The organism is Bacillus cihuensis, from assembly GCF_000504145.1.
In the GTDB taxonomy this organism is placed as follows: Bacteria; Bacillota; Bacilli; order Bacillales; family DSM-1321; genus Peribacillus; species Peribacillus huizhouensis.
Genome location: NZ_KI632495.1, coordinates 190,440 through 210,471, shown reverse-complemented (window position 1 = coordinate 210,471; position 20,032 = coordinate 190,440). Strand labels below are relative to the sequence as shown.

The following is a 20,032-nucleotide window of genomic DNA, read 5'->3' as shown; positions in this document are numbered from 1 at the left end:
ATCGGAGGATTCTTTTTATTATGAAAGCCAGATACGAACTTACTAATATGAACATAACTTTAAGCAACGTGACTTTACGTGATTCAGTCGATAGTTACGTTCTTTTTAAAGCTGCAGATGAAAACAATAATGAAGTTACCATTAAACTTTCACACCAACAAGCAGATTTTCTTGAAGCTGAATTCACAAATCTGAATCGCCGAAGAAAAGGAAATGATGCGGAACCGATTTTACATGATGAACCATTTGAAGATGAATCATATAATTTATTTAATGGTGAGTTTTTTATTGATCAAAAATAAACTCATTTTTTTGTTTATCTTTTTTCTCATAGGATAAAGAACATCCAAGTAATAAATACTAATCAAAATAGTATAGATCAAATTATTGGAGGCATTCTATGAGAAAAACATTTGTAATGAGAGCTTTATTGTTGATGAGTATCTTTTTCCTAATGAATTTCTTCACATTATCTACAGTAAAAACCTATGCCGATGCTCCAGTTAAAGTGATAACATACAAATATAAAGATTTGGATTTTTTAACTTTCCCCCAGTTATCAAAGTTAATTAATAAAACAGCACAAAACAAAATCAATGCTATTTTCAATAAACATATTCAAAATTCTTATGATAACTTTCAGAATTTAAAAAAGTCCATGGAAAAAATCCAAGGCGAGCCCCTTTGCAAAGAAGCTCCCTCTGCGTGTCAATATGAGTATAATTCGAGTTATAAAGTTTTGTTTAATAAAGATCACAAAATCAGCATATTGATGTATGATTATCAATTTTCTGGTGGAGCCCATGGTAATACAATAGTCACGGCTTATAATTTCAATACAGAAAATGGAAAACAATATAAACTTGATGACATTATTATAAAAGAAAATAGTTATGCAAAGATTTCAAATTACGTCAAAGAATATATCCAAAAGCATCCTGATGTATTTTTTACTGACAGTGAGACATTAAATGCCTTAAAAGTGACCAAAGATCACGCATTTTATTTTGTAGATGATGGAATCGCACTGCTATTTCAATCGTATGAAATAGCACCTTATTCTTCTGGACAACCAGTGATTATCATTCCTAGTACTATTTATCATTGATGAGAAATTCCCATCTCCCATCAGTGGTTTTTTTCATCCCCACTGATGGTACAACTGGGAATATTGTTACAAAAGATTCATTTTCCAAAAATCCAGCGCTTTTCTTTTAATCTTCTTAGAATTTTTCTTACAGATTCATTTTGCTGATGAATTTTTCTATCCGATGGAGATGTTGTAGGTGCAGGGATGTTTACTCTCTCGGGTTTTTTATTCATTTTATTAGTTCTCACTCCGCCATACATATTTTTTTTAGTATATGTAAAAAGATAAAAACGATGAAAAAATAAGGATATCCCATAAGAGTCTGACCATGCACTCATTACACAGTTTTTGATGGTACTTTCACTGCATGTAATAAGAGTGGGATCTTGACACTTCTTTAGGGACATCCTCTATTTACTTACCATATTTCTCGTAATCGTTTTAATCTAGGTGCTTTAGCCTTATAATTCAGCATAATGCGTTCATTTTGTTCCATAACCTTTTTTGTATGTGGGCTTAAACTTACATCTGGAATTTTCACCTTTGGCTTTCTTACAACAACGATGTCATTTTTATTGGCTTTGCTATAAATACTCATTGATCCTTCACCGCCTTTTACCTTTGTTTTATGACCATATCGAACATCATAATCAATAAAGCAATCAGTAAACAATCCACTTCTGATACAAAATTTCGAGATTTTATTTTTATAATAAAAGGATCTGTTAATAGACTTACAGGATGAAGTGCCATCTTTTCATTATCATTATAGTACGTATCTTCTCTTTCCAATGTAGCACGGATGGCGCTTTCATTCAAGTGAGGATATCCATTTAACGCCAATTGCTTCTCCTCTTCTGTTCTAAAAGGGAGGATTTGGACATTCATTCCGTCTTTCTCAACATAAGCTTGAAGAAGGATTCCTAAATATGCTAAATATTCCGAATTAGTTTGATAATATTCTGGTATCCCCTCTTTCTTTAAAAGTTGAAACATATTCTTCAATTTCTCCCGATTATCCGTAATTATTTGATCACTCTCAGCGACAGCCTTTGATGCAAAAGATAATTCGTGATCACCGATTTTTGTAAAGTACATACTAAGAAACACAAACATATCAATCAATACAAATACGAGGGCAATAATTAAATAATAATTCCAATTAACAAAAATACTTTTAGGATACATACTCCAATAAATGATCGCACCTAAAACGAATAAAAGATACCATGTTTTCCTAATTACTTCTATTTTATACCTAATTTGCTCCTGATATTTCCAAGATAAAATGACATAGCCGACCAAAGCGGCAAATATCGACCATACAAAAATTTTGAAAAACAATAACATCAAAATCCCCCTTTACTCCCCTTATACTTATCATAAGGAATTTATATGCAAAGGGAAAGACAGCTTTACTCACAAGTTCAAATTGATAAAAGAAAAGCCAACATTATTGTGATACATTCTATGAAAAATCAGCAATAATTTAAACAAAAAGGATATCCCCAACAATAAGAATCAACCTCGCATCACAGTATTAATCAAGCGTAAGTAATCACTATGAACTGTGTATAGAGAATGTAGTTAGACCCTTTTGGGACATCCTTAAATAGTTCGGATTTCTTTAGACTACTTTATTCATACTTAAAGGATGGAAACCCAAAATTTGATTCGCGTTCATAAGCTTTTCCCGACTTACCAGTTGACATTTAAGATCTAATCGGATTTTTTCAATATAAGCAAGACGTTCATTTTCAGTCAAATACCAAACTTTTACCTAACTCATTAAAATCCCCCCTTATTATAGGTGTAACAGAAAATATTCAAGAACAATATATTAGTTATAGGGCAAGGTGTTAGTCATATATGGAAATCCACCAGTGAGCCTTGCTCTGTTAATGACTTTTTCTTTCACAATGTGCAAATCTAATTTACCCGAGTGGTACTGTGCTACATCAACTATTTTCAGGAGTGGGTTTTCGCCACACGTCTCATATGCCGGTTTGCTCAATTGTTCTATCGAGCAGACCAGGTTCTTTTTCAGTTACACAATTAATTAATGAAACTAGCTACGCCCCGACTATAATTTCAATAAATGTAGTTGTATCTTCATTTGATTCAACTGCTTTCGGAACTGGTACATCTAAAATTTTGGCACCAGAATTTATTTCAGATACTCTAAAAATATTTTTTAAAGGTACTACACTAAATTGGTACTGACCTACATTGATTGAATGCCCAGCTAATTTAGCCCATCCATTTTTAGTAGCTAGACAGAATTCTTCAGCTTCTTTACCCACTTCTATTTCGAATAAATTCCCACATTCCCTGTTTATACGAACTGCGAAGAAAATACACTAAATTTCTCTTGAATATAAATGTCTAAAAAAGTTCTATTAATGTTCGTCCGCAAGTATAATAAAATATTATCTTAACGCTAAGGGGTTGTTCCTTATGAGTCTACGCATCTCCAACAATGATATTGCACCAGATGCAATGAAGATTATGTTAGATATGGAGAAGTACACTAAAATGTCTTCAATTAATCAAACTACTAGAGAGTTGATCAAAATTAGGGCTTCTCAAATTAACGGTTGTGCTAACTGCATCAATATGCATACATCCGATGCTCGTAAGTTGGGGGAAACTGAACAAAGAATTTATTGTTTAAATGCCTGGGAAGAATGCGATTTTTATTCACCTGAAGAAAAAGTTGCTTTAGAACTTACTGAGCATATTACCTTGATATCAACAAAACGAGTTCCTGATGACTTACACAACCGTGTCCGAGAACATTATGATGAGAAACAATATGTTGATCTAGTTCTTATTATTAATCAAATAAACAGTTGGAATAGAATCTCTATTGCTGTGGGTCAAACACCAACAAAGATTTAATTTTCTTAACTTAACGAACATCCTATGGTGTTCTTTTTTTTATTATTTTGTTGTACAATTTTTACCAAAATGAGTTTTCTAACTTTTGTATAATTCATTCTAAAAATAGTGAAAATTAATATCAGAGCAAGGCAAAATACATTTTAGTAAACACCCTCCCTGAAAATGCCTTGCTACATAATTTTATAAAATAGCTAATATTCAAGATTAATAACTCCAATGGCATAGTATGTGTCAACCGTATATTCGGACTACGAACTATTCTTCTTCATCTTCATCAAGAATTTTGGCAGTCTCCCTTTCAGCACCACAACCAGCACATGCAACATCTCCGTCTACTGATACAAGGAGAAATCCAGTGTCATAATACCTACATTCCCTATGCATCACTCTCAACTTCCATCTGTATTTACCTTTGTTTTTTTGATAAAGTCTAATAAAACCGAATATATGGTCATATTATTATTAGGAGGTATAGCTTTGGAGGATTTCTTTGTATATATTTGTATAATATTCGTGGCATCCATTTTACAAACAAGTACAGGTTTTGGATTTTCGATTATGGCCACACCTTTCTTATTAATGCTATTTAAACCTCAAGAAGCCATCCAAATAAATATTATCCTTTCATTAATTATCTCTGGTGCTTTAATAATGAAACTCAAAAAGGATATTGATATACATTTATTAAAAAAATTAGTTTTAGGAAGCATTATTGGTCTTCCATTTGGTGGGTTAGTTTATTTATCTATTGATATTAGTACTTTTAAAATTATCATAAGTATCATTTTATTAATATTAACTTTAATGCTATTTTTCAATATTAGATTTAAATCAACTACAACGAGAGATTATTTTATAGGTGGTATATCTGGTCTTTTAACAATAAGTATCGGTATGCCTGGACCACCATTACTAATATATTTTGCTGGAACAAATACTGTAAAAGAAAAAACAAGAGCCACAACATTAGCATTTTATTTATTTATATATTTCATTAGTCTTGTTTCGCAGATTTTTTTAACTGGAACAGATATGAGTATTTGGCGTTCAAGTTTGTATGCCATTCCTGCTGTATTTATCGGATTAATAATAGGACAAGTTCTATTTAAACATCTTAATCAAAAAATATTTGGGATCTTTACATATATCCTTTTAGGGTGTACTGGGATTTTCTTATTAATAGATAGTATCTTATCCCGTTGACTTTACTGGATAATAGAGTCCTAAATCAGTATCAAATCTCATTTGCTCTATGATTTAAGACCTTCATATAGAAGGTCTTTTTCTGTTTACTTAAATCAAAGCTTATTCGGATTGTAAATTACAGTATGAATACCCAAACTTCTATGACACTGTCAATTAGCATAAGTAAAATCATTCTCTCTTTATCGTTTAATATATTTGTTTACCAATGAAATCCACTCTCCTGGGTTGTGTCTTATGTTAACTATTGAAATTGTAAAATTAGTGTAAATAAATTATTAATTTTTCGTAAATTAGAGGTCTAACGCATTCCAATCCACTTCAATTTATTGCATAATTTTCAAGAATACTTAATTTTTAGGAGAAAATCTATTATGTTAAAACACTTAAAACGCACAGTATTATACAAAAATATTAATATATTAAAAAATCAAATGATAAAATCTGGTATGGAAAATGGAATCTCTAGTCCCGAAACTATTAAATATAGTCAAGAACTAGACAAGATGATTTATCAGTATCAACGTATGGTTAAATCAACTTATTAGTATTACTTTTCAAAAGGGCAATTGTTATGGTAATCTTTCCTGCAACTCATCAAACAACCGCCTTCCCTTTATATCTAAAGGGAAATCCATCATGAAAAATAAATCTTCTTCTTCAAGTGGTAATTCATAGAGATCAACGCGGTTGAAATCAACCCACTTCTTTTCACTGAATTCATCAATCGGATTCTATGTAAACCGAATATAATACTGCTTTTTTGCTAGTGAAACATTTTCAATATACCCAGAGAATTCGAGCCGTCTGTTTAGGATAACCCCGCCACCTTCATAAAGGGAGCTATCTTTGATTTCCAAATCGATCGCTCCCTTCATCAAATTGCTGCATGCATGGAAATTAATAAAAGAAAACCAATCGCTTCTGCAATGAAACCTAAAGTTACGAGTAACTAACACTGAAGTGGATGACGAAAAAGTAGTAGAAATACTTTTACCAACAAGCAGCCGAAAGTTTATGTGAACTATTCAAATTTAAATAATCATAATTTGTTGAGAATCTGTTTACGAATTTAGTCAATAAGCATCCAAAAGGGCAGATTTAAATAATAAGCAAAAGGACAAAACCTTTGATACATAAGGTTTCGTCCTTTCTTCTCATTTCTGTTCCTACATACTCGCCCATATTTAAAGGACGAATAAAGTAGTACTTTTCATCTTCTGTTTATTGAAGCAAGCACATTTGTTATTACTGCACATTTACACTTCCACTCTTTGCTTGACCTTCCTTTCCTCTAACTTCCTGTGATTGCTTTTTTTTGATGAAAAAAGAAATTATTACTCCTATAAACGAGAGAATCGAAATGACGATAAAAGCTATATTGGCCCCATACATATCTGGATTGGAGATTTCCGGACGTTGTTGAGCTTTTTCTGCTGTCGTAGTCATTATAGTAACAAGAATAGCAGTACCGACCGACGCTGCAATCATCTTCATTGTATTGTCCATGGCCGCACCGTGAGCAATTAATCGTTTTGGCAACCGGTTTAAACCTGCCGTTGCTACGGGCATCATGACCATTGATAAACCAAACATTCGAATTCCGTACATAACCGTAATGTACGTAAAAGAAGTAGAGGGACTTAAATTCGATAAGGCAAACGAAGATGCAGTAATAATCGTTAATCCCGTAAGAGCAAGCCATTTTGCACCGATTTTATCAAAGATTCTACCTGTAATCGGGGACATCAAACCGGTGATTAGCGCCCCAGGTAAAAGTGCAAGTCCAGCTTCAAATGCTGTAAAATCTCTCATATTTTGCATAAATAGTGGGATGATTGTCTCAGATCCAATTAACCCCATAAAGGTAATCATCCCAATGAGCACAGTTAATGGAAAAACAGAATTCTTAAATACACGGAACTCAAGCATTGGATGTTCCAATCGCAATTGCCTTGTTATAAACAGTATAAGCGTAAGCGCTCCTAACCCGAGTGAGACGAGCGTACTGGTAGCTAGCCAACCATTATTTCCTGCACATGTAAATCCATAAAGCAATCCACCGAATCCGAAAGAAGAAAAAATAATCGACAAGACATCCACTTTCGGTTTAGTTACCTCTGTCACATTTTTCATTGCAAAAAAGGCAACTACTATATCTATTAGGGCAATTGGTAGAATTATGAAAAATAATAGCCTCCAAGAATAATGTGAGGTCACCCATCCAGACAAAGCTGGACCAATTGCTGGAGCAAACGACATAACAAGTCCTACTAATCCCATCGCCGCTCCTCGCTTATTAACTGGAAAAATCATTAAAAATACCGTTTGCATAAGCGGAAGCATAATACCGGCTCCACTTGATTGAATCACTCTTCCAAGTAACAGCATTTCAAAATTAGGCGCTACACCCGCAACTAATGTTCCGAAAGCGAAAATACTCATCGCTGATATAAAGAGCTGCCTCGTTGAAAAACGCTCTAATAAAAAGGCACTGATAGGGATCATAATCCCATTCACTAACATAAATACAGTCGTTAACCATTGCGCACTATTCGCCGTAACATTCATTTCTTTCATAATCGGCGGTATGGCTGTAATCATCAGTGTTTGATTCAATATTGCAATAAACGCTCCTGCAAGCAGAAGCGCTACTATCGTAGACTGCTTATAATTTGGTGTTTCCATTCTTCCAATTCCTCATTCCTGATCAATTTCTTATGCTAGTAAGTAAGTATAATAATAATTGCTGCAAAACATACTTTTACAGAGTACACGATTTTACTTTATTTATCTATTGATTCGATTTAAATGTTTCTCAAATCTTTATGGTCTTAGACATTTTTCGTTTGTTTTTAAGGTCTCATAAAGTTAGGTTTGTATAACAAATTATATTATTCTTGAAATTTATGGAATGGCTATACTTATTCTAATTTTAACCGAACAATCAAAGTACATATATTTCCAAAACAATACAAATCGTATTCATCATGTAAATACTTACGTACCAAGCACAGTGCTCCCACCTAATTAAAACATATTACCAAATATCACAGGATTATCATATTAGTGAAATATTACTCTATTTATTTGGAAACTTGCTCCCTTTTCTTGCAAGACTAGGATATTTAGTATAAGCTAGGAAACATACTTATTTAGAAACATTCCTAAGGAGGCTAAGTATGTCTGAAATTCAAGATTTTGAAGTAGAAACAGTATTTGAGAATCGGGTGCATCAGCGTCACGCATTCTCCTTTAAGATTCATGGAGATGAGTTTAAAGGTCATTTTCATAATGACGAGATTCAATGGCTTCATCCCCATCCAAAACAAATGATTGGTGAAGAGAAATTAGAAATTATTGAAAATAAGATATATGAATTAATGAGTCAATACGGCATTTCAAGTGGAATTAAAGACTTTGAAATAATACAAGCATTCGAAGACCGGCTCCACGAACGGCAGCAATTCACTTTACAAGTGCAAGGTGAGGAATATAAAGGATTTGTACACGAAGGGGAAATACAATGGTTCCATCCGCAACCTATGCAAAAACTTGAAGATGATCATGTGCAGGCAATTGAATTAGAAATACATGAAAAAGTGGCAAAACAAGCAAAAGATAGTAAAGAATAATTAGAGAGTAGAACGGCAGCATATCGCTGCCGTTTTCTATTATATAAAAAATATCAACAATAACTATTAGCATGTTCCGCTATATAATTCGTTCATCAATTACAACTATATGTAATCTAATCGATTGTTACATATACGACATAACTGTGAAAGACTAGATAGAAAGACAAATGATAATGTGAAGCTTCAAACAGCGAGGGGTTCTTCTTACCCCACCTTAGCTTCCTCGATTCCATTTTGCCTTGAGGCGAGCTTTTACTTGCATGATAAACAATAATTATCCCTGAATTCATTTTCTTAGAAAAGTCATGATACATTTCAGTCAAATCTAGTCGATTGTTAAATTGTAATTTTTTCAGATTAGAGGCATGACCTATTGTTCTTTCGTTAATACGGTTTTGGAAATGTCTTTATCTAGGTCTTCAAAGTCATGATAAGCAATCGTTTCATATAACTCGCTACGAGTTTGCATATTTTGTAAAGCGCCTTTCTGTGTGCCTTCCTGCTTAATTTGTTCAAATACTCGCTCATATGCTTTGGCTGCAACCCGAAGTGAAGTAACAGGATAAATTACCATCTGATAACCCATTTCCTGAAATTCTTCGGCTGTATAATAAGGGGTCTTACCAAACTCTGTCATATTCGCCAGTAAAGGAATATTAATTTGCTTAGAAAACTGACGAAACTCCTCTTCAGATTGGAGTGCTTCAGGAAATATAGCATCCGCCCCTGCTTCAATATAAGCATTTACTCTTTCGATTGCTAACTCTATTCCCTCTACGGCCCTTGCATCAGTACGAGCAACAATATACATGGTAGGTGCAACCTGTTTAATCACTTTAATTTTTTGCGCCATTTCTTCTTTCGTTACAAGTTTCTTCCCATTTAGGTGACCACATTTTTTTGGAAGATCTTGATCTTCTATTTGAACAGCTGCTACTCCTGCTTCTTGCATTTCTCTAACAGTACGTGCCACATTCAGTACACCACCAAAACCTGTATCGATATCAACAAGTATTGGCAAATCAGTAGCACGAACTATATCTCTTGCTCGTTCTGCGACTTCATCTGATGTTACAATGCCTAAATCAGGTAAACCACGGCTTGCTGTGTATGCTGCCCCAGATAAATAAAGAGCTTTGAAACCTGTTTTTTTAGCTACTAGTCCCGCCATCGCATCATGAGTACCTGGAATTTGTAAAATTTCTGGTGCTGCTATTAATTTTCGAAAACGATTTGCTAAATCCGCTTGTGGTGATGGTTGATTTACGATCCAAGACATTTGCTTTTCCCCCTTAGATTATTAAGTGAAACATCAATAAGTGGGGGTTTTCTTCATTCCCCACTTATTGTTATTCCCGATCTACTGAAACTGCCCGTTAATGCGTGATAAATAAATCTACAAATTCATTTACTTTTAAGTTTGTTAAAATCTTGGGATCTAAGCAAGCCTTTTGGATTTGATTTTGTTGCTTAGATGAATAGTGCGTACTAATGTTACTTGTAAATTTCTTGATAATATCCGGAAACGCTTCTTCTCTTCGAAAACGGTGCCCAAGCGGATATTCACATTCCACAATATCTGAAACTGATCCGTCCTTATAAATTATTTGAATGGCATTCGCGATTGAGCGCTTGTTCGGATCAAGATAATCGACCGTATATTGTTTGTTTTCTAAAACCACCATTTTATCTCGCAATTGATCAATTCTAACATCATCTGCGGCTTCATCTTCATAATGGTCAGCTGTAATGTCACCATAAATCAACCCAATTGCCGTAATATATTGAATACAGTGGTCACGATCAGCAGGATTGTTCAACGGTCCTTTTTTATCAATTATTCGAATAGCTGATTCATGAGTTGTTATTTTTACTTGATCTATTTCATCAAGGCGGTTTTTTACTTCAGCATGCAATTTTACTGCACATTCTGCAGCTGTTTGCGCATGAAATTCAGCGGGGAAAGATACTTTAAATAACACATTTTCCATTACATATGAATCTAGTGGACGGGCAAGTTTCAATTCTTGATTATTGAATAATACATCTTGGAAGCCCCAGCCTGGTGCAGAAAGAGCTGTTGGATACCCCATTTCTCCTTTAACTGCCATCATAGCTAGGTGTACAGCTCGACTTGTAGCATCACCAGCTGCCCATGATTTTCGTGATCCCGTATTGGGAGTGTGACGATATGTACGCAAGCTAGAATTATCAATCCATGCGTTAGATAATGCAGCAATAATTTCTTCTCTAGTTCCACCTAGTGCTTTTGTAACGACCGCAGTTGTCGCTATTTTTACAAATAAAACGTGGTCTAGTCCAACCCGATTTAAACTATTTTCTAATGCTAATACTCCTTGAATCTCATGTGCTTTAATCATCATTTCAAGAACATCTTTCACAGTTAATGCTTCTCTTCCTTCAGCAATATTCACACGACTTAAGTAATCAGTTATTGCTAAAATACCTCCCAAGTTATCAGATGGATGTCCCCATTCTGCAGCTAACCATGTATCGTTATAGTCTAACCAACGAATCATGCAGCCAATATTAAACGCACCTTTAACTGGGTCTAGCACATATGAAGTACCTGGAATACGAGTACCATTTGGAACAATTGTACCAGGAACTACTGGTCCTAATAATTTCGTGCATTCTGGATATCGAAGTGCTAAAATACCACAGCCAATTGTATCAAGTAGAACATAACGAGCCGTTTCATATGCCTCTGTGCTAGTAATCTCTTTGTTTAATACGTAATCTGCAATGTCTGCTAATAACACATCTGTTTGCGTTCGATCAATTCCGTTTATTTTCAGCATTTTTTCATTCCCTTTCTATTATAATTCGTTTATTAATTGGATGGACGTCTTTCACAACGTCCATCCAGCGAGCTAATATCTTACGGTTTTGATAAAACATTGGGGTTATGACGCTCGCCAATATAATTGACACGAGGTCGGAAAAGTCGATTGTTTGCATGTTGTTCAACCACATGAGCACATAAACCTACTGTTCTAGCACTAAAGAAAATCGGTGTATATATTTCAATTGGAAGTCCTAGCATATAGTAAACAGGAGCTGCATAGTAATCTAAATTTGGATAAAGCCCTTTTTCTCTCTCCATAACAACTTCACCAGCTTCACACATTTTATAAAGTAAGTCGTCACCCTTAGAATCACAAAGCTGTTTTAATGCTTTTTTCATGATGAGTGCTCTAGGATCCATCTTCTTCATATAAACGCGATGACCAAATCCCATGATCTTTTCTTTACTGGCTAATTTCTGTTTAAGTAACTGCTTAAACTTTTCAACTGAACCAGCTTCTAAAAGCATGTACATAACAGCTTCATTTGCTCCTCCATGTAAACTACCTTTTAATGAAGCTACAGCTCCTGTTAAGGCACCATACAAATCAGATTGTGTCGAGGCGATAACTCTAGCTGTAAAAGTAGAATTCGGCATCTCATGTTCGCTATATAATAATAAAGATTGGTCAAATATTTTTTCCTCAATTGCAGATGGTACTTTTCCGGTAATCATGTAATAGAAATTGGCACTATATGATAAATCTTTTTTCGGAGGTACAACTTCTTGTTTATTAAGTACTCTGTAACTATTTGCTACGATATTAGGTACTTTCCCCAATAAAGTGTAGGCGCGTTTCTTATTTACTGTTAATGAACGATCATTAATTTGAGCATCATATCCGGCTAATGCAGAAATACCCGTTCTTAGTCCATCCATTGGATGTGTTTTCTCTGGTAATAGTTTTAATATCTTCAGAATATCTTCGGGAACATCATATTCATCCTTCAAAGTTTGTTCTTGTATTCGTTTTTCTTCTGATGATGGAAATCTTTCGTGAAGTAGTAAAAATACGATATCTAAATAATCGTTATTTTCTGATAACTTAATAAGATCATATCCTTGTATGACAATCTCACTATGAATTGTATCTAGGAAAGACAGTTTTGTTTCAGCTGCAATAACTCCATCCAGTCCAGGGGAATAATTTACTTGTCTAGTCATTTTTACTCCTCCAATTCAAATAGTCTTGATACAAGTTCTTGAAAGTATTATCAAAATTATGCAAAAGCAACTTCTTCTCTTCATCGTCTATTCTTTGTAATTCTATTTCATATTTTATTTTGTATGACTATCTTGTCGTGTTGGATCTCTTACAAACTAGATTGTTTAATATTACAGACTTAAAGCAATTGTTGTAATAGCCTTCTGTACTCTATAGCCCCCTTTTAATTTTTGCGAACTATCTTAAATAGCAACAAACAATACCGATTTATATTTTTCATTGGTGCTTTTAGTCTTAATAATTGATTGGAACAGGAACTAAACACAAAAAAACAACTTCTAATAAGTTGTTCATTCACTAAAAAATTTTATTGCTATCTCATCCACGACTATCCCTAGCCTTTCAGGGACTTAGTACTCTATTAATTAGGAAGGACTACCGGCTCATGATAATTGATTTTCGAATCTTCCCATTTTTATTGTCCAAGAACAGAGGCATTTTTCGGTGCGCTCTCAATTACAAAAGACGGTAGTTGCGGGACTCAAATCAACTTCCCTTTTAAGTAGATATAAAAAGTTCTTTATTCACACCTATTAATTAGCTTATTCAATTTTAAATATAACAAAATATTCAAAATATTGCAATTTTTTATTTTTTAATTTTCCCAATTAGAAGTTGTGAATTGATCACAATCTTTTCCTAGACACGCTCTGACCAAGGGGTATCTCCTTATATGCAAACTTTTTCCTTTAGATAATTTAATTATGATGTTAATTTTCTATGTGTAAGTTAAACCCTTTTAACAGTTCTTTTATTTTTTCTACCTTCCGGTGATTTAGTTTTAGCATTCCATGTCCTTCTTGAGTCTCTGGATTTCCTAGTGGAACTGTCTGTTTTAAGAGTTCATTATATACTTCTAACTCTGTTAATCTATGCCCAAGAATTGTTTCAAACTTGTCTATTAATAGATCAACAGCCCCTGACACATGTGGAGCGGCCATAGATGTACCAGATAATACGGCAAATTGGTTACCAGGAAAGGTTGATACAACTTGCTCCCCTGGGGCTACTAAATCCACTTCACCATTAGAATTACTAAATCTGGATATGCGTCCGCGCTGGTTAATCGAACCTACAGCTACAACTTCCGGATAAGCAGCTGGATAACTGTACTCAATTGTATCGGCAATTCCATCCCCATCATTTCCTGCAGCACACACGACCATTATATTTGCTTGAACTGCGTTTCTAATCGATGAATGTAAGGATGGATCATCATTTGATCCCCCTAATGACATAGAGATAACCCGTACTTTTTCACCTTTTGGGCCAGTCCAATTGATAGCGTAATCAATAGCTGATGAAATGTTGTCTGTAGTTCCTTCTCCTAATCCATTTAAAGCCTTAAGTACTAACAATTTCGCTTTAGGCGCTGCACCAACTACTCCAAAACCATTTTTTGCTGCTGCAATAATTCCGCAGACATGTGTCCCATGTCCGTTATTATCGGCAAAATTAATAGGATTACTATTATTATCATCTGTGAAATTATACCCTCCAATAATTTGATTAATTAAATCAGGGTGATCTGGCTGGCATCCCGTATCAATTACAGCCACTACAATGTTCTCTCCTTTATAACCTTCCCTCCAAATTGAGCGTGCGCGAATCATTCTTATCCCTCGTGGAACTTCCACAGTGTTTTCTTTAACACCTTCAACACGGAACGGTATTAGTTGAACATTAGGCAATACGTTCCTCTCCCTTCAAATTAACCCTAATTGGGAAGTAGCAACTCCTTTTTTAAGGACAGATGTGGAGTATCACACTTATAACCCGTTTAGGTTAGCTAAATTAGCATTTCTTTATTCTATGTACGGGGATAAGCATTCGCTATAAACCTTTGTATCATTTGAACTTATAGTTTACTAGGGAACTACCTTACTTTTATCGATTTTAAAAAACTATAATAACAGCTTTCCTACATACCGACAAATTGAAATAATTACATTCAGATGGGTTATGTTATTCCCCCCTGACCCATTCAACCAGAAATAAGGAGCTGTAAAAAAGCTCCTATTGTGAAGTGATCCCCTCGTATCAAAAGGTCCACTAATTATTCTTAATGCATCATATTTATAACCGGAGCCGGACTAGAACCGCGATACCCATGGAGTTCAAATCCCGTCTAGTACCAATTCACCCTTTCATTTTAGATCGCCGCCTAATCTTTATTATCTTTTTAATGGAAAATCTTTTTAATTTAGAAAATCGAATTTCAAAAGTCCAATTGTTTATCCAAAGTGATATTCCTGTTTCAAGGATAATAAATAAAAGAAAACATGATATAACTATCCAAACAATCTTAGTTAATGTAATCATCCCCCTTTACTCTTTACTATTCAATTTGTTGAGTATATATAACTCAATATGTTATGGCAATTAGCATAGCGGTGAGAGTGGAAATCTGTTCTACTTGCGAAAGAAAAGATAATTAGACCTTTTCGCAAACACAAAACCTAAGAAGACTCTGTCTTAAGCTATAAGTTTATACTGTCGTTTACCCTTGTAATAAATAAAGTTATACTTTTACGGAACATAAAAAAGCACCCATTCAGGTGCTTTCCTATAATTTATACGATTAACTCAGTGAGTATAAAAGTCACTGAATATATATTGAGGTAATATTATTTGAAAATGTGTCCCATTAGGACTGCTATCGACTATTTTTATATCTCCACGATGCTCAAAAATGATTTTCTTTATAAAAGGTAACCCTAGACCTAATCCATCTTTTTTAAAAGAGATAAAGGGATCAAAAATGGCTTCCCAATTTTCTAAAGGTACACCTTTTCCAGTATCAACAATATCGATAATGATTCTATCACCCTCAACAAGAGTAGTCACAACGATTTTTTTTACTTTTCTATCCTGTGGTATAGCTTCCAAACTATTTTTAATTAAATTCACAAACACTTGTTTTATATAAGTATCATTTACATAAGCTTTTAAAGTTTTATACTTTTTCTCAAAAGAAATTTCTACAGAATTTTCTTTGAGGACTTCTTTTGATAATCCAATTGCTTGATCTATTATTTCATTAAGATCAAACATTTTAAAATCAATAGATTTATATTTTATATATTTCGTGTAATTTAGTGTTAAATCATTAAGCTGGTCTGCAGCAATTTGAATCATTTCATTCATATTTTTACCTTGTTCTGGTAATGGTGTCAACTCACTCATCAATTTTGAATATCCTTTAATAATTTGTAATGAATTTTTCACTTCATGAACTAAGCTCGCAGTCAAATTACCAGTATAATCTAATTTCTTTTGGCGTTCCAATAATTGGTTGTAACTGATTGTCATCTTCGTATTCATTTTTACAAAAGAGAAGATTATGATGACAGAAAAAATAATAACGCCAAAGCTACTATACAATGCACCTGTCCCAGGTACAAAGTTTAATAAACCTGAAAGAAATAGTAAAAAAGAGCAGAAAGAAAAAGTCCCTAAAAACCCTTTTAAATAGATATTTTGAATATATTTAGAAATAAAATAAGAAAAAACAATAAAAATTACAAAACTTGCTGTATGAAACATATATAAAGATTGAAGCGGTCCATACTCTGGAAAATAAAAAGAATTGTTGGTATTTATTATCTGCACTTCTTTCAGTCCGACTATTCCATAATCTGTTAAATTAACAATAAAAACAAAAGTACTCCAAACTACTAATAAAATCAATACCTTTTGATTAAAAATTGATACTAAAGGACGATAAAATTGGTTATCTTTAATATATGCCGAATGTTTTTTTACCGTAACATAAGATAAATAAAACACTAGAGGAATCATAAATGTTGGACCTGCTCTAAAAAACTTAAATAGTAAGAGAATAAGTTCTTCAGATATGACCCCTTTCAAATATAATACCGCAATATCTATTTGCCAAAAACTAATGGATAGCATATAAAACAACAAGGCATATGATAATTCCGAACCTTTATAAATCTTTAATACAGAAATCGCCAAAACTATAGGGATTATACCTATAATAACAATCAAAAACGATATGATCATTTCTAACTCACCACTCTATTTATGTCTCTTTATATATGCACAGGCATTGTTACCCCCATGACCATGATTCGTTATTGCTACTTCATTTACCTCTTGATGCCAAGTTTCTGTCACAATGGACATTTCTTCATATCCCTCTTTATTGGTTCGAATTGTCGGAGGGATAAATCCGTGATTAATACTAATTAAAGAAGAAATAACCTGTAATACCCCAATGGCTCCATATGGGTTACCAATCATACTTTTAATTGAAGTATAAGGAACGTTGTGATTAAATAATATTTTGGAACATCGTTCCTCAATTCTATCATTCACTTGAATTCCTAATGCCTGACTATTAATATAATCTGGTTTTCTTCCTTCTATCACTTCTTTTAAAGCGCTAATCATTTGTTCGCCAGTTTCTTCAATAGAATAGATATGTACCCCATCATTGTTTGATACAATCTTGTCAATTTCACCTAAAATTTCAATATTCCTCTTTCGTGCATCTTTTTCTCTTTCCAGAATTATTACGCCAGAACCTTCAGAAATTGCAAAACCTTTACTATGTTTATTGAATGGTACCGCACCTACATTTAGTGTTTGATCGATGGGAATAGACTTTGTTTTGGCAAAACCAAAACAAGCCATTTTATTCACTAAACTATCTGCACCACCGACTACAGCTACATCTATAATACCATTTTTTAGGTATAGCATTGCATCTTGGATAGCTTCTAAGCTAGATGTACAACCAGTGGTTATCGTTTTTGTTATCCCCTTGATTGATAAATAATGAGCGATTTCAGCAGTAATGCTATGATAATTTGAAAAATGAGAAAAAGTTATGGGCACTTTCCTATAATTATTATCATTTACATGAATGATTGAATCATGAAAAAGCTTCTCACCAATTGCTCCCACAGAGATTCCAAAAAACAGCCCAACCTTTTTATCCGTTAAATCCGAAAGCTGAGCTTGTTTTAAGGCTTCCTTTCCTGATGCCATCCCGAGTAAAGTAGCCCTTGGTAATCGTTTAAACTTATTATCTGTCTCCAATTCATCTAAACCACTATTTAAACGCCCAATAATTGTTGTCTCACCATTTGGTGAAAGGTCTGTAACAGTTTCTAAACAACATATCCCATTTTTTAAATTATTTATGTATTGTGCAATATTATTTGTGTTTGGGGCTTTTACCCCATATCCTGTTACAACTACTTTATCTTTCAAACTTACCACCCTTTGATTATAAACTATTCCAAGATGTAATTATTCTAAATGAGATAGAAGGCAGTATTGTTATTATAGTATAATTATCGCGAAAATTAATGGACAGATATTTAAAGGAGTGATTCATTTCAAAATAACCCATCGAGTTTTATTTTTTCGGAACTATTTCAACGAAAAAAAGATGGTCTTCACTTGATAGGGAACAAAACAATACTTTCCAAATTTCACTTTGGGAATTATTATTTTTTCATTTAATATATTAAACTGCTTGGTATTCTCTCAAATTCACACCATTAACTATTGAATTATATCATTATTCAGTTGGAATTTGCTACTTTTTACCCATTTATTCAATCGCTATTATATATAGTCCTCTACTTATATGTATTCTTTATTAACCTACTCAAAATGAGAAAAAATATATTCATTTAATAATAGTCCTTTTGCAACAAAAGCAGCTCTCTAATGTTTTGTATGGAAAAAAGCAACTGAATTTATTTACTATACCTAAACTTAAACCCAGTTATCCTTTATCAGCTTAGTTTTCTAAAAAAGTTTTTTTGTTTTGATCATAGGCAGGTTTAGGTGCTTTGAGCGTATAGAACAATCCACTAAAAATCAAAAATATACCCAGCCATTGGAACCAAACTGGACGAAAGCCAACCAGCAAGATATCTAAGAGAATGGCCACAGCAGGGTCTACAAATATCATAAAGGAAACGATGTTTGTAGATAAATGACGAATGCTATTAAAAAACAGAAGGTACACTATACCTGTATGAACAACACCAGTAAGAACTGCGTAAAACCATTGAGTAGAATTTATTGATGTATAACTTGGAAAATGAATAAAAGGAAGTAGAATTAGAATACCAATCAGCATTTGAAGGAATGTGGTCGCATATACACTTGTCTTTGTAATACTTTTTCCAAGAAGCATTGTTGCTGCATAGAAAAATGCTGCAACAATTCCGTATATAATTCCTTTCCATTCAAAAGTATTTGAGCTAAACCCTTCTGTCCCCATAATAAATAAAGTTCCTATAAAACATAGAGTGATAGCTAAGATTGAGAACAATTTCAACTTCTCTCTAAAAATAAAGCTACCTATAATTAGCACTATCATAGGTGCTAAATGATAGAGTGAAATAGCAATAGTCACCGATATTAATTCAAATGATTTAAAAAGGAATATCCAGTTCAATAAGTTGGCTGCCGCACAAAAAACGATTAATAGAAACTCCTTTAGATTCCATTTCTCTTTCTTAAAGTTACCTGTCATAATCCAAACTGTACATAAAAATATGGCTGCACACACACAACGAACAAATACCAGTTCAATTGCTGGTAGCCCAGTGAGCTCAGAAAAGAATCCGATAGAGCCGAATATTGCCATAGCTAGTGATAATTGCAGTATTGCTGTTTTATTCATTATATCTCCTTACTATTTTACAAAATTATCATACTTTCAAGTATACCTCACAAATGATATTTTCAAAAGGTACTTAACAAGGCACCTCTTTCATGATTATTAGTTGTTATCCTAACAGTCGACAAACAACTTAAGCGTAAAATAACCCAGTAATACTCCTATTTACGCACTCTGTATGTATCTCAATCCTTGCCTATTAACTATCGATTTATGAAAGCCCAATACAATAAGCTGTGAACTTATATTAATGTGTTCACAGCTTAAAAAGTTAGCCTACCTTTATTTGTTGTATAGATACGCTACCTTGAAGTACATTTAGAATTCTATCTCACTATATAAAACTCTATTTGGAATACTTCTCTATGAATTTACATATATAGATGCTATCAAGTGAAACTTCAATCAGTGGGGGTTCCTCATCCCCACTGAT

General features: G+C 33.5%; 19 protein-coding genes and 1 riboswitch. Of the genes, 6 read left to right on the top strand and 13 right to left on the bottom strand.

Annotation, left to right across the window (positions count from 1 at the left end):
• Positions 1–20 precede the first annotated feature (20 nt).
• Both V179_RS0106820 and V179_RS0106815 read left to right on the top strand, forming a co-directional pair.
• Positions 21–302: a hypothetical protein gene (locus tag V179_RS0106820; protein WP_028390821.1), complete on the top strand. Its 282-nt coding sequence runs from the start codon at positions 21–23 to the stop codon at positions 300–302.
• 98 nt (positions 303–400) lie between these two features.
• Positions 401–1,108, top strand: a complete 708-nt coding sequence (locus tag V179_RS0106815) for a DUF3298 and DUF4163 domain-containing protein (RefSeq protein ID WP_028390820.1) — start codon at positions 401–403, stop codon at positions 1,106–1,108.
• A 400-nt stretch (positions 1,109–1,508) separates the two neighbouring features.
• On the opposite strand, the gene V179_RS0106805 is transcribed toward V179_RS0106815, so the two are convergent.
• The 3 genes from V179_RS0106805 to V179_RS0106790 form a co-directional block, all read right to left on the bottom strand.
• Positions 1,509–1,688, bottom strand: coding sequence for a hypothetical protein (locus V179_RS0106805; RefSeq protein WP_028390818.1), 180 nt, complete (start codon positions 1,686–1,688; stop codon positions 1,509–1,511).
• A 17-nt stretch (positions 1,689–1,705) separates the two neighbouring features.
• The gene (locus tag V179_RS0106800) at positions 1,706–2,440 is read right to left on the bottom strand and encodes a type II toxin-antitoxin system SpoIISA family toxin (protein WP_028390817.1); all 735 of its coding nucleotides are present in this window, start codon (positions 2,438–2,440) and stop codon (positions 1,706–1,708) included.
• A 722-nt stretch (positions 2,441–3,162) separates the two neighbouring features.
• Positions 3,163–3,393 (bottom strand): hypothetical protein, encoded by a 231-nt coding sequence (locus tag V179_RS0106790; RefSeq protein WP_028390816.1) that lies wholly within the window; start codon positions 3,391–3,393, stop codon positions 3,163–3,165.
• Positions 3,394–3,547: 154 nt separating this feature from the next.
• Here V179_RS0106790 and V179_RS0106785 point away from each other — a divergent pair, with 154 nt between their 5' ends.
• On the top strand, positions 3,548–3,991 hold the full coding sequence (locus tag V179_RS0106785; protein WP_028390815.1) for a carboxymuconolactone decarboxylase family protein: 444 nt from the start codon (positions 3,548–3,550) through the stop codon (positions 3,989–3,991).
• 258 nt (positions 3,992–4,249) lie between these two features.
• Here the strand turns inward: V179_RS0106785 and V179_RS31985 are convergent, their stop codons facing one another.
• Positions 4,250–4,378, bottom strand: a complete 129-nt coding sequence (locus V179_RS31985) for a hypothetical protein (RefSeq protein ID WP_268745179.1) — start codon at positions 4,376–4,378, stop codon at positions 4,250–4,252.
• A gap of 93 nt (positions 4,379–4,471) precedes the next feature.
• Here V179_RS31985 and V179_RS0106775 point away from each other — a divergent pair, with 93 nt between their 5' ends.
• Both V179_RS0106775 and V179_RS31980 read left to right on the top strand, forming a co-directional pair.
• The gene (locus tag V179_RS0106775) at positions 4,472–5,197 is read left to right on the top strand and encodes a sulfite exporter TauE/SafE family protein (RefSeq protein WP_028390814.1); all 726 of its coding nucleotides are present in this window, start codon (positions 4,472–4,474) and stop codon (positions 5,195–5,197) included.
• A gap of 374 nt (positions 5,198–5,571) precedes the next feature.
• Positions 5,572–5,745, top strand: coding sequence for an aspartyl-phosphate phosphatase Spo0E family protein (locus V179_RS31980; RefSeq protein ID WP_084552244.1), 174 nt, complete (start codon positions 5,572–5,574; stop codon positions 5,743–5,745).
• A 186-nt stretch (positions 5,746–5,931) separates the two neighbouring features.
• On the opposite strand, the gene V179_RS31975 is transcribed toward V179_RS31980, so the two are convergent.
• Together V179_RS31975 and V179_RS27225 are read right to left on the bottom strand one after the other, a co-directional pair.
• Positions 5,932–6,057: a hypothetical protein gene (locus tag V179_RS31975; protein ID WP_268745178.1), complete on the bottom strand. Its 126-nt coding sequence runs from the start codon at positions 6,055–6,057 to the stop codon at positions 5,932–5,934.
• A gap of 388 nt (positions 6,058–6,445) precedes the next feature.
• On the bottom strand, positions 6,446–7,885 hold the full coding sequence (locus V179_RS27225) for a DHA2 family efflux MFS transporter permease subunit (RefSeq protein ID WP_051404864.1): 1,440 nt from the start codon (positions 7,883–7,885) through the stop codon (positions 6,446–6,448).
• Positions 7,886–8,379: 494 nt separating this feature from the next.
• On the opposite strand from V179_RS27225, the gene V179_RS27220 reads away from it, so the two are divergent.
• Positions 8,380–8,832 carry a hypothetical protein gene (locus V179_RS27220; protein WP_034300850.1) on the top strand — a complete coding sequence of 151 codons (453 nt, stop codon included), beginning with the start codon at positions 8,380–8,382 and terminating at the stop codon, positions 8,830–8,832.
• A 373-nt stretch (positions 8,833–9,205) separates the two neighbouring features.
• Here V179_RS27220 and prpB read toward each other — a convergent pair whose 3' ends face one another.
• From prpB to V179_RS0106720, 7 genes are all read right to left on the bottom strand, one after another.
• Positions 9,206–10,114 (bottom strand): methylisocitrate lyase, encoded by a 909-nt coding sequence (gene prpB, locus V179_RS0106750; RefSeq protein WP_028390812.1) that lies wholly within the window; start codon positions 10,112–10,114, stop codon positions 9,206–9,208.
• A 97-nt stretch (positions 10,115–10,211) separates the two neighbouring features.
• A complete protein-coding gene (gene prpD / locus V179_RS0106745) occupies positions 10,212–11,657 on the bottom strand; it encodes a 2-methylcitrate dehydratase (protein ID WP_028390811.1) in 1,446 nt (481 codons plus the stop codon).
• 80 nt (positions 11,658–11,737) lie between these two features.
• Positions 11,738–12,868 carry a citrate synthase gene (mmgD, locus tag V179_RS0106740; protein WP_028390810.1) on the bottom strand — a complete coding sequence of 377 codons (1,131 nt, stop codon included), beginning with the start codon at positions 12,866–12,868 and terminating at the stop codon, positions 11,738–11,740.
• A 412-nt stretch (positions 12,869–13,280) separates the two neighbouring features.
• A riboswitch (cobalamin riboswitch) is annotated at positions 13,281–13,478 on the bottom strand.
• A 161-nt stretch (positions 13,479–13,639) separates the two neighbouring features.
• Positions 13,640–14,620 carry a S8 family peptidase gene (locus tag V179_RS0106735; RefSeq protein ID WP_028390809.1) on the bottom strand — a complete coding sequence of 327 codons (981 nt, stop codon included), beginning with the start codon at positions 14,618–14,620 and terminating at the stop codon, positions 13,640–13,642.
• A gap of 895 nt (positions 14,621–15,515) precedes the next feature.
• Positions 15,516–16,955 (bottom strand): sensor histidine kinase, encoded by a 1,440-nt coding sequence (locus V179_RS0106730; RefSeq protein ID WP_028390808.1) that lies wholly within the window; start codon positions 16,953–16,955, stop codon positions 15,516–15,518.
• A gap of 15 nt (positions 16,956–16,970) precedes the next feature.
• On the bottom strand, positions 16,971–18,170 hold the full coding sequence (locus tag V179_RS0106725; RefSeq protein WP_034300847.1) for a beta-ketoacyl synthase N-terminal-like domain-containing protein: 1,200 nt from the start codon (positions 18,168–18,170) through the stop codon (positions 16,971–16,973).
• Positions 18,171–18,708: 538 nt separating this feature from the next.
• Positions 18,709–19,602 (bottom strand): DMT family transporter, encoded by an 894-nt coding sequence (locus V179_RS0106720; RefSeq protein WP_028390806.1) that lies wholly within the window; start codon positions 19,600–19,602, stop codon positions 18,709–18,711.
• Positions 19,603–20,032 lie beyond the last annotated feature (430 nt).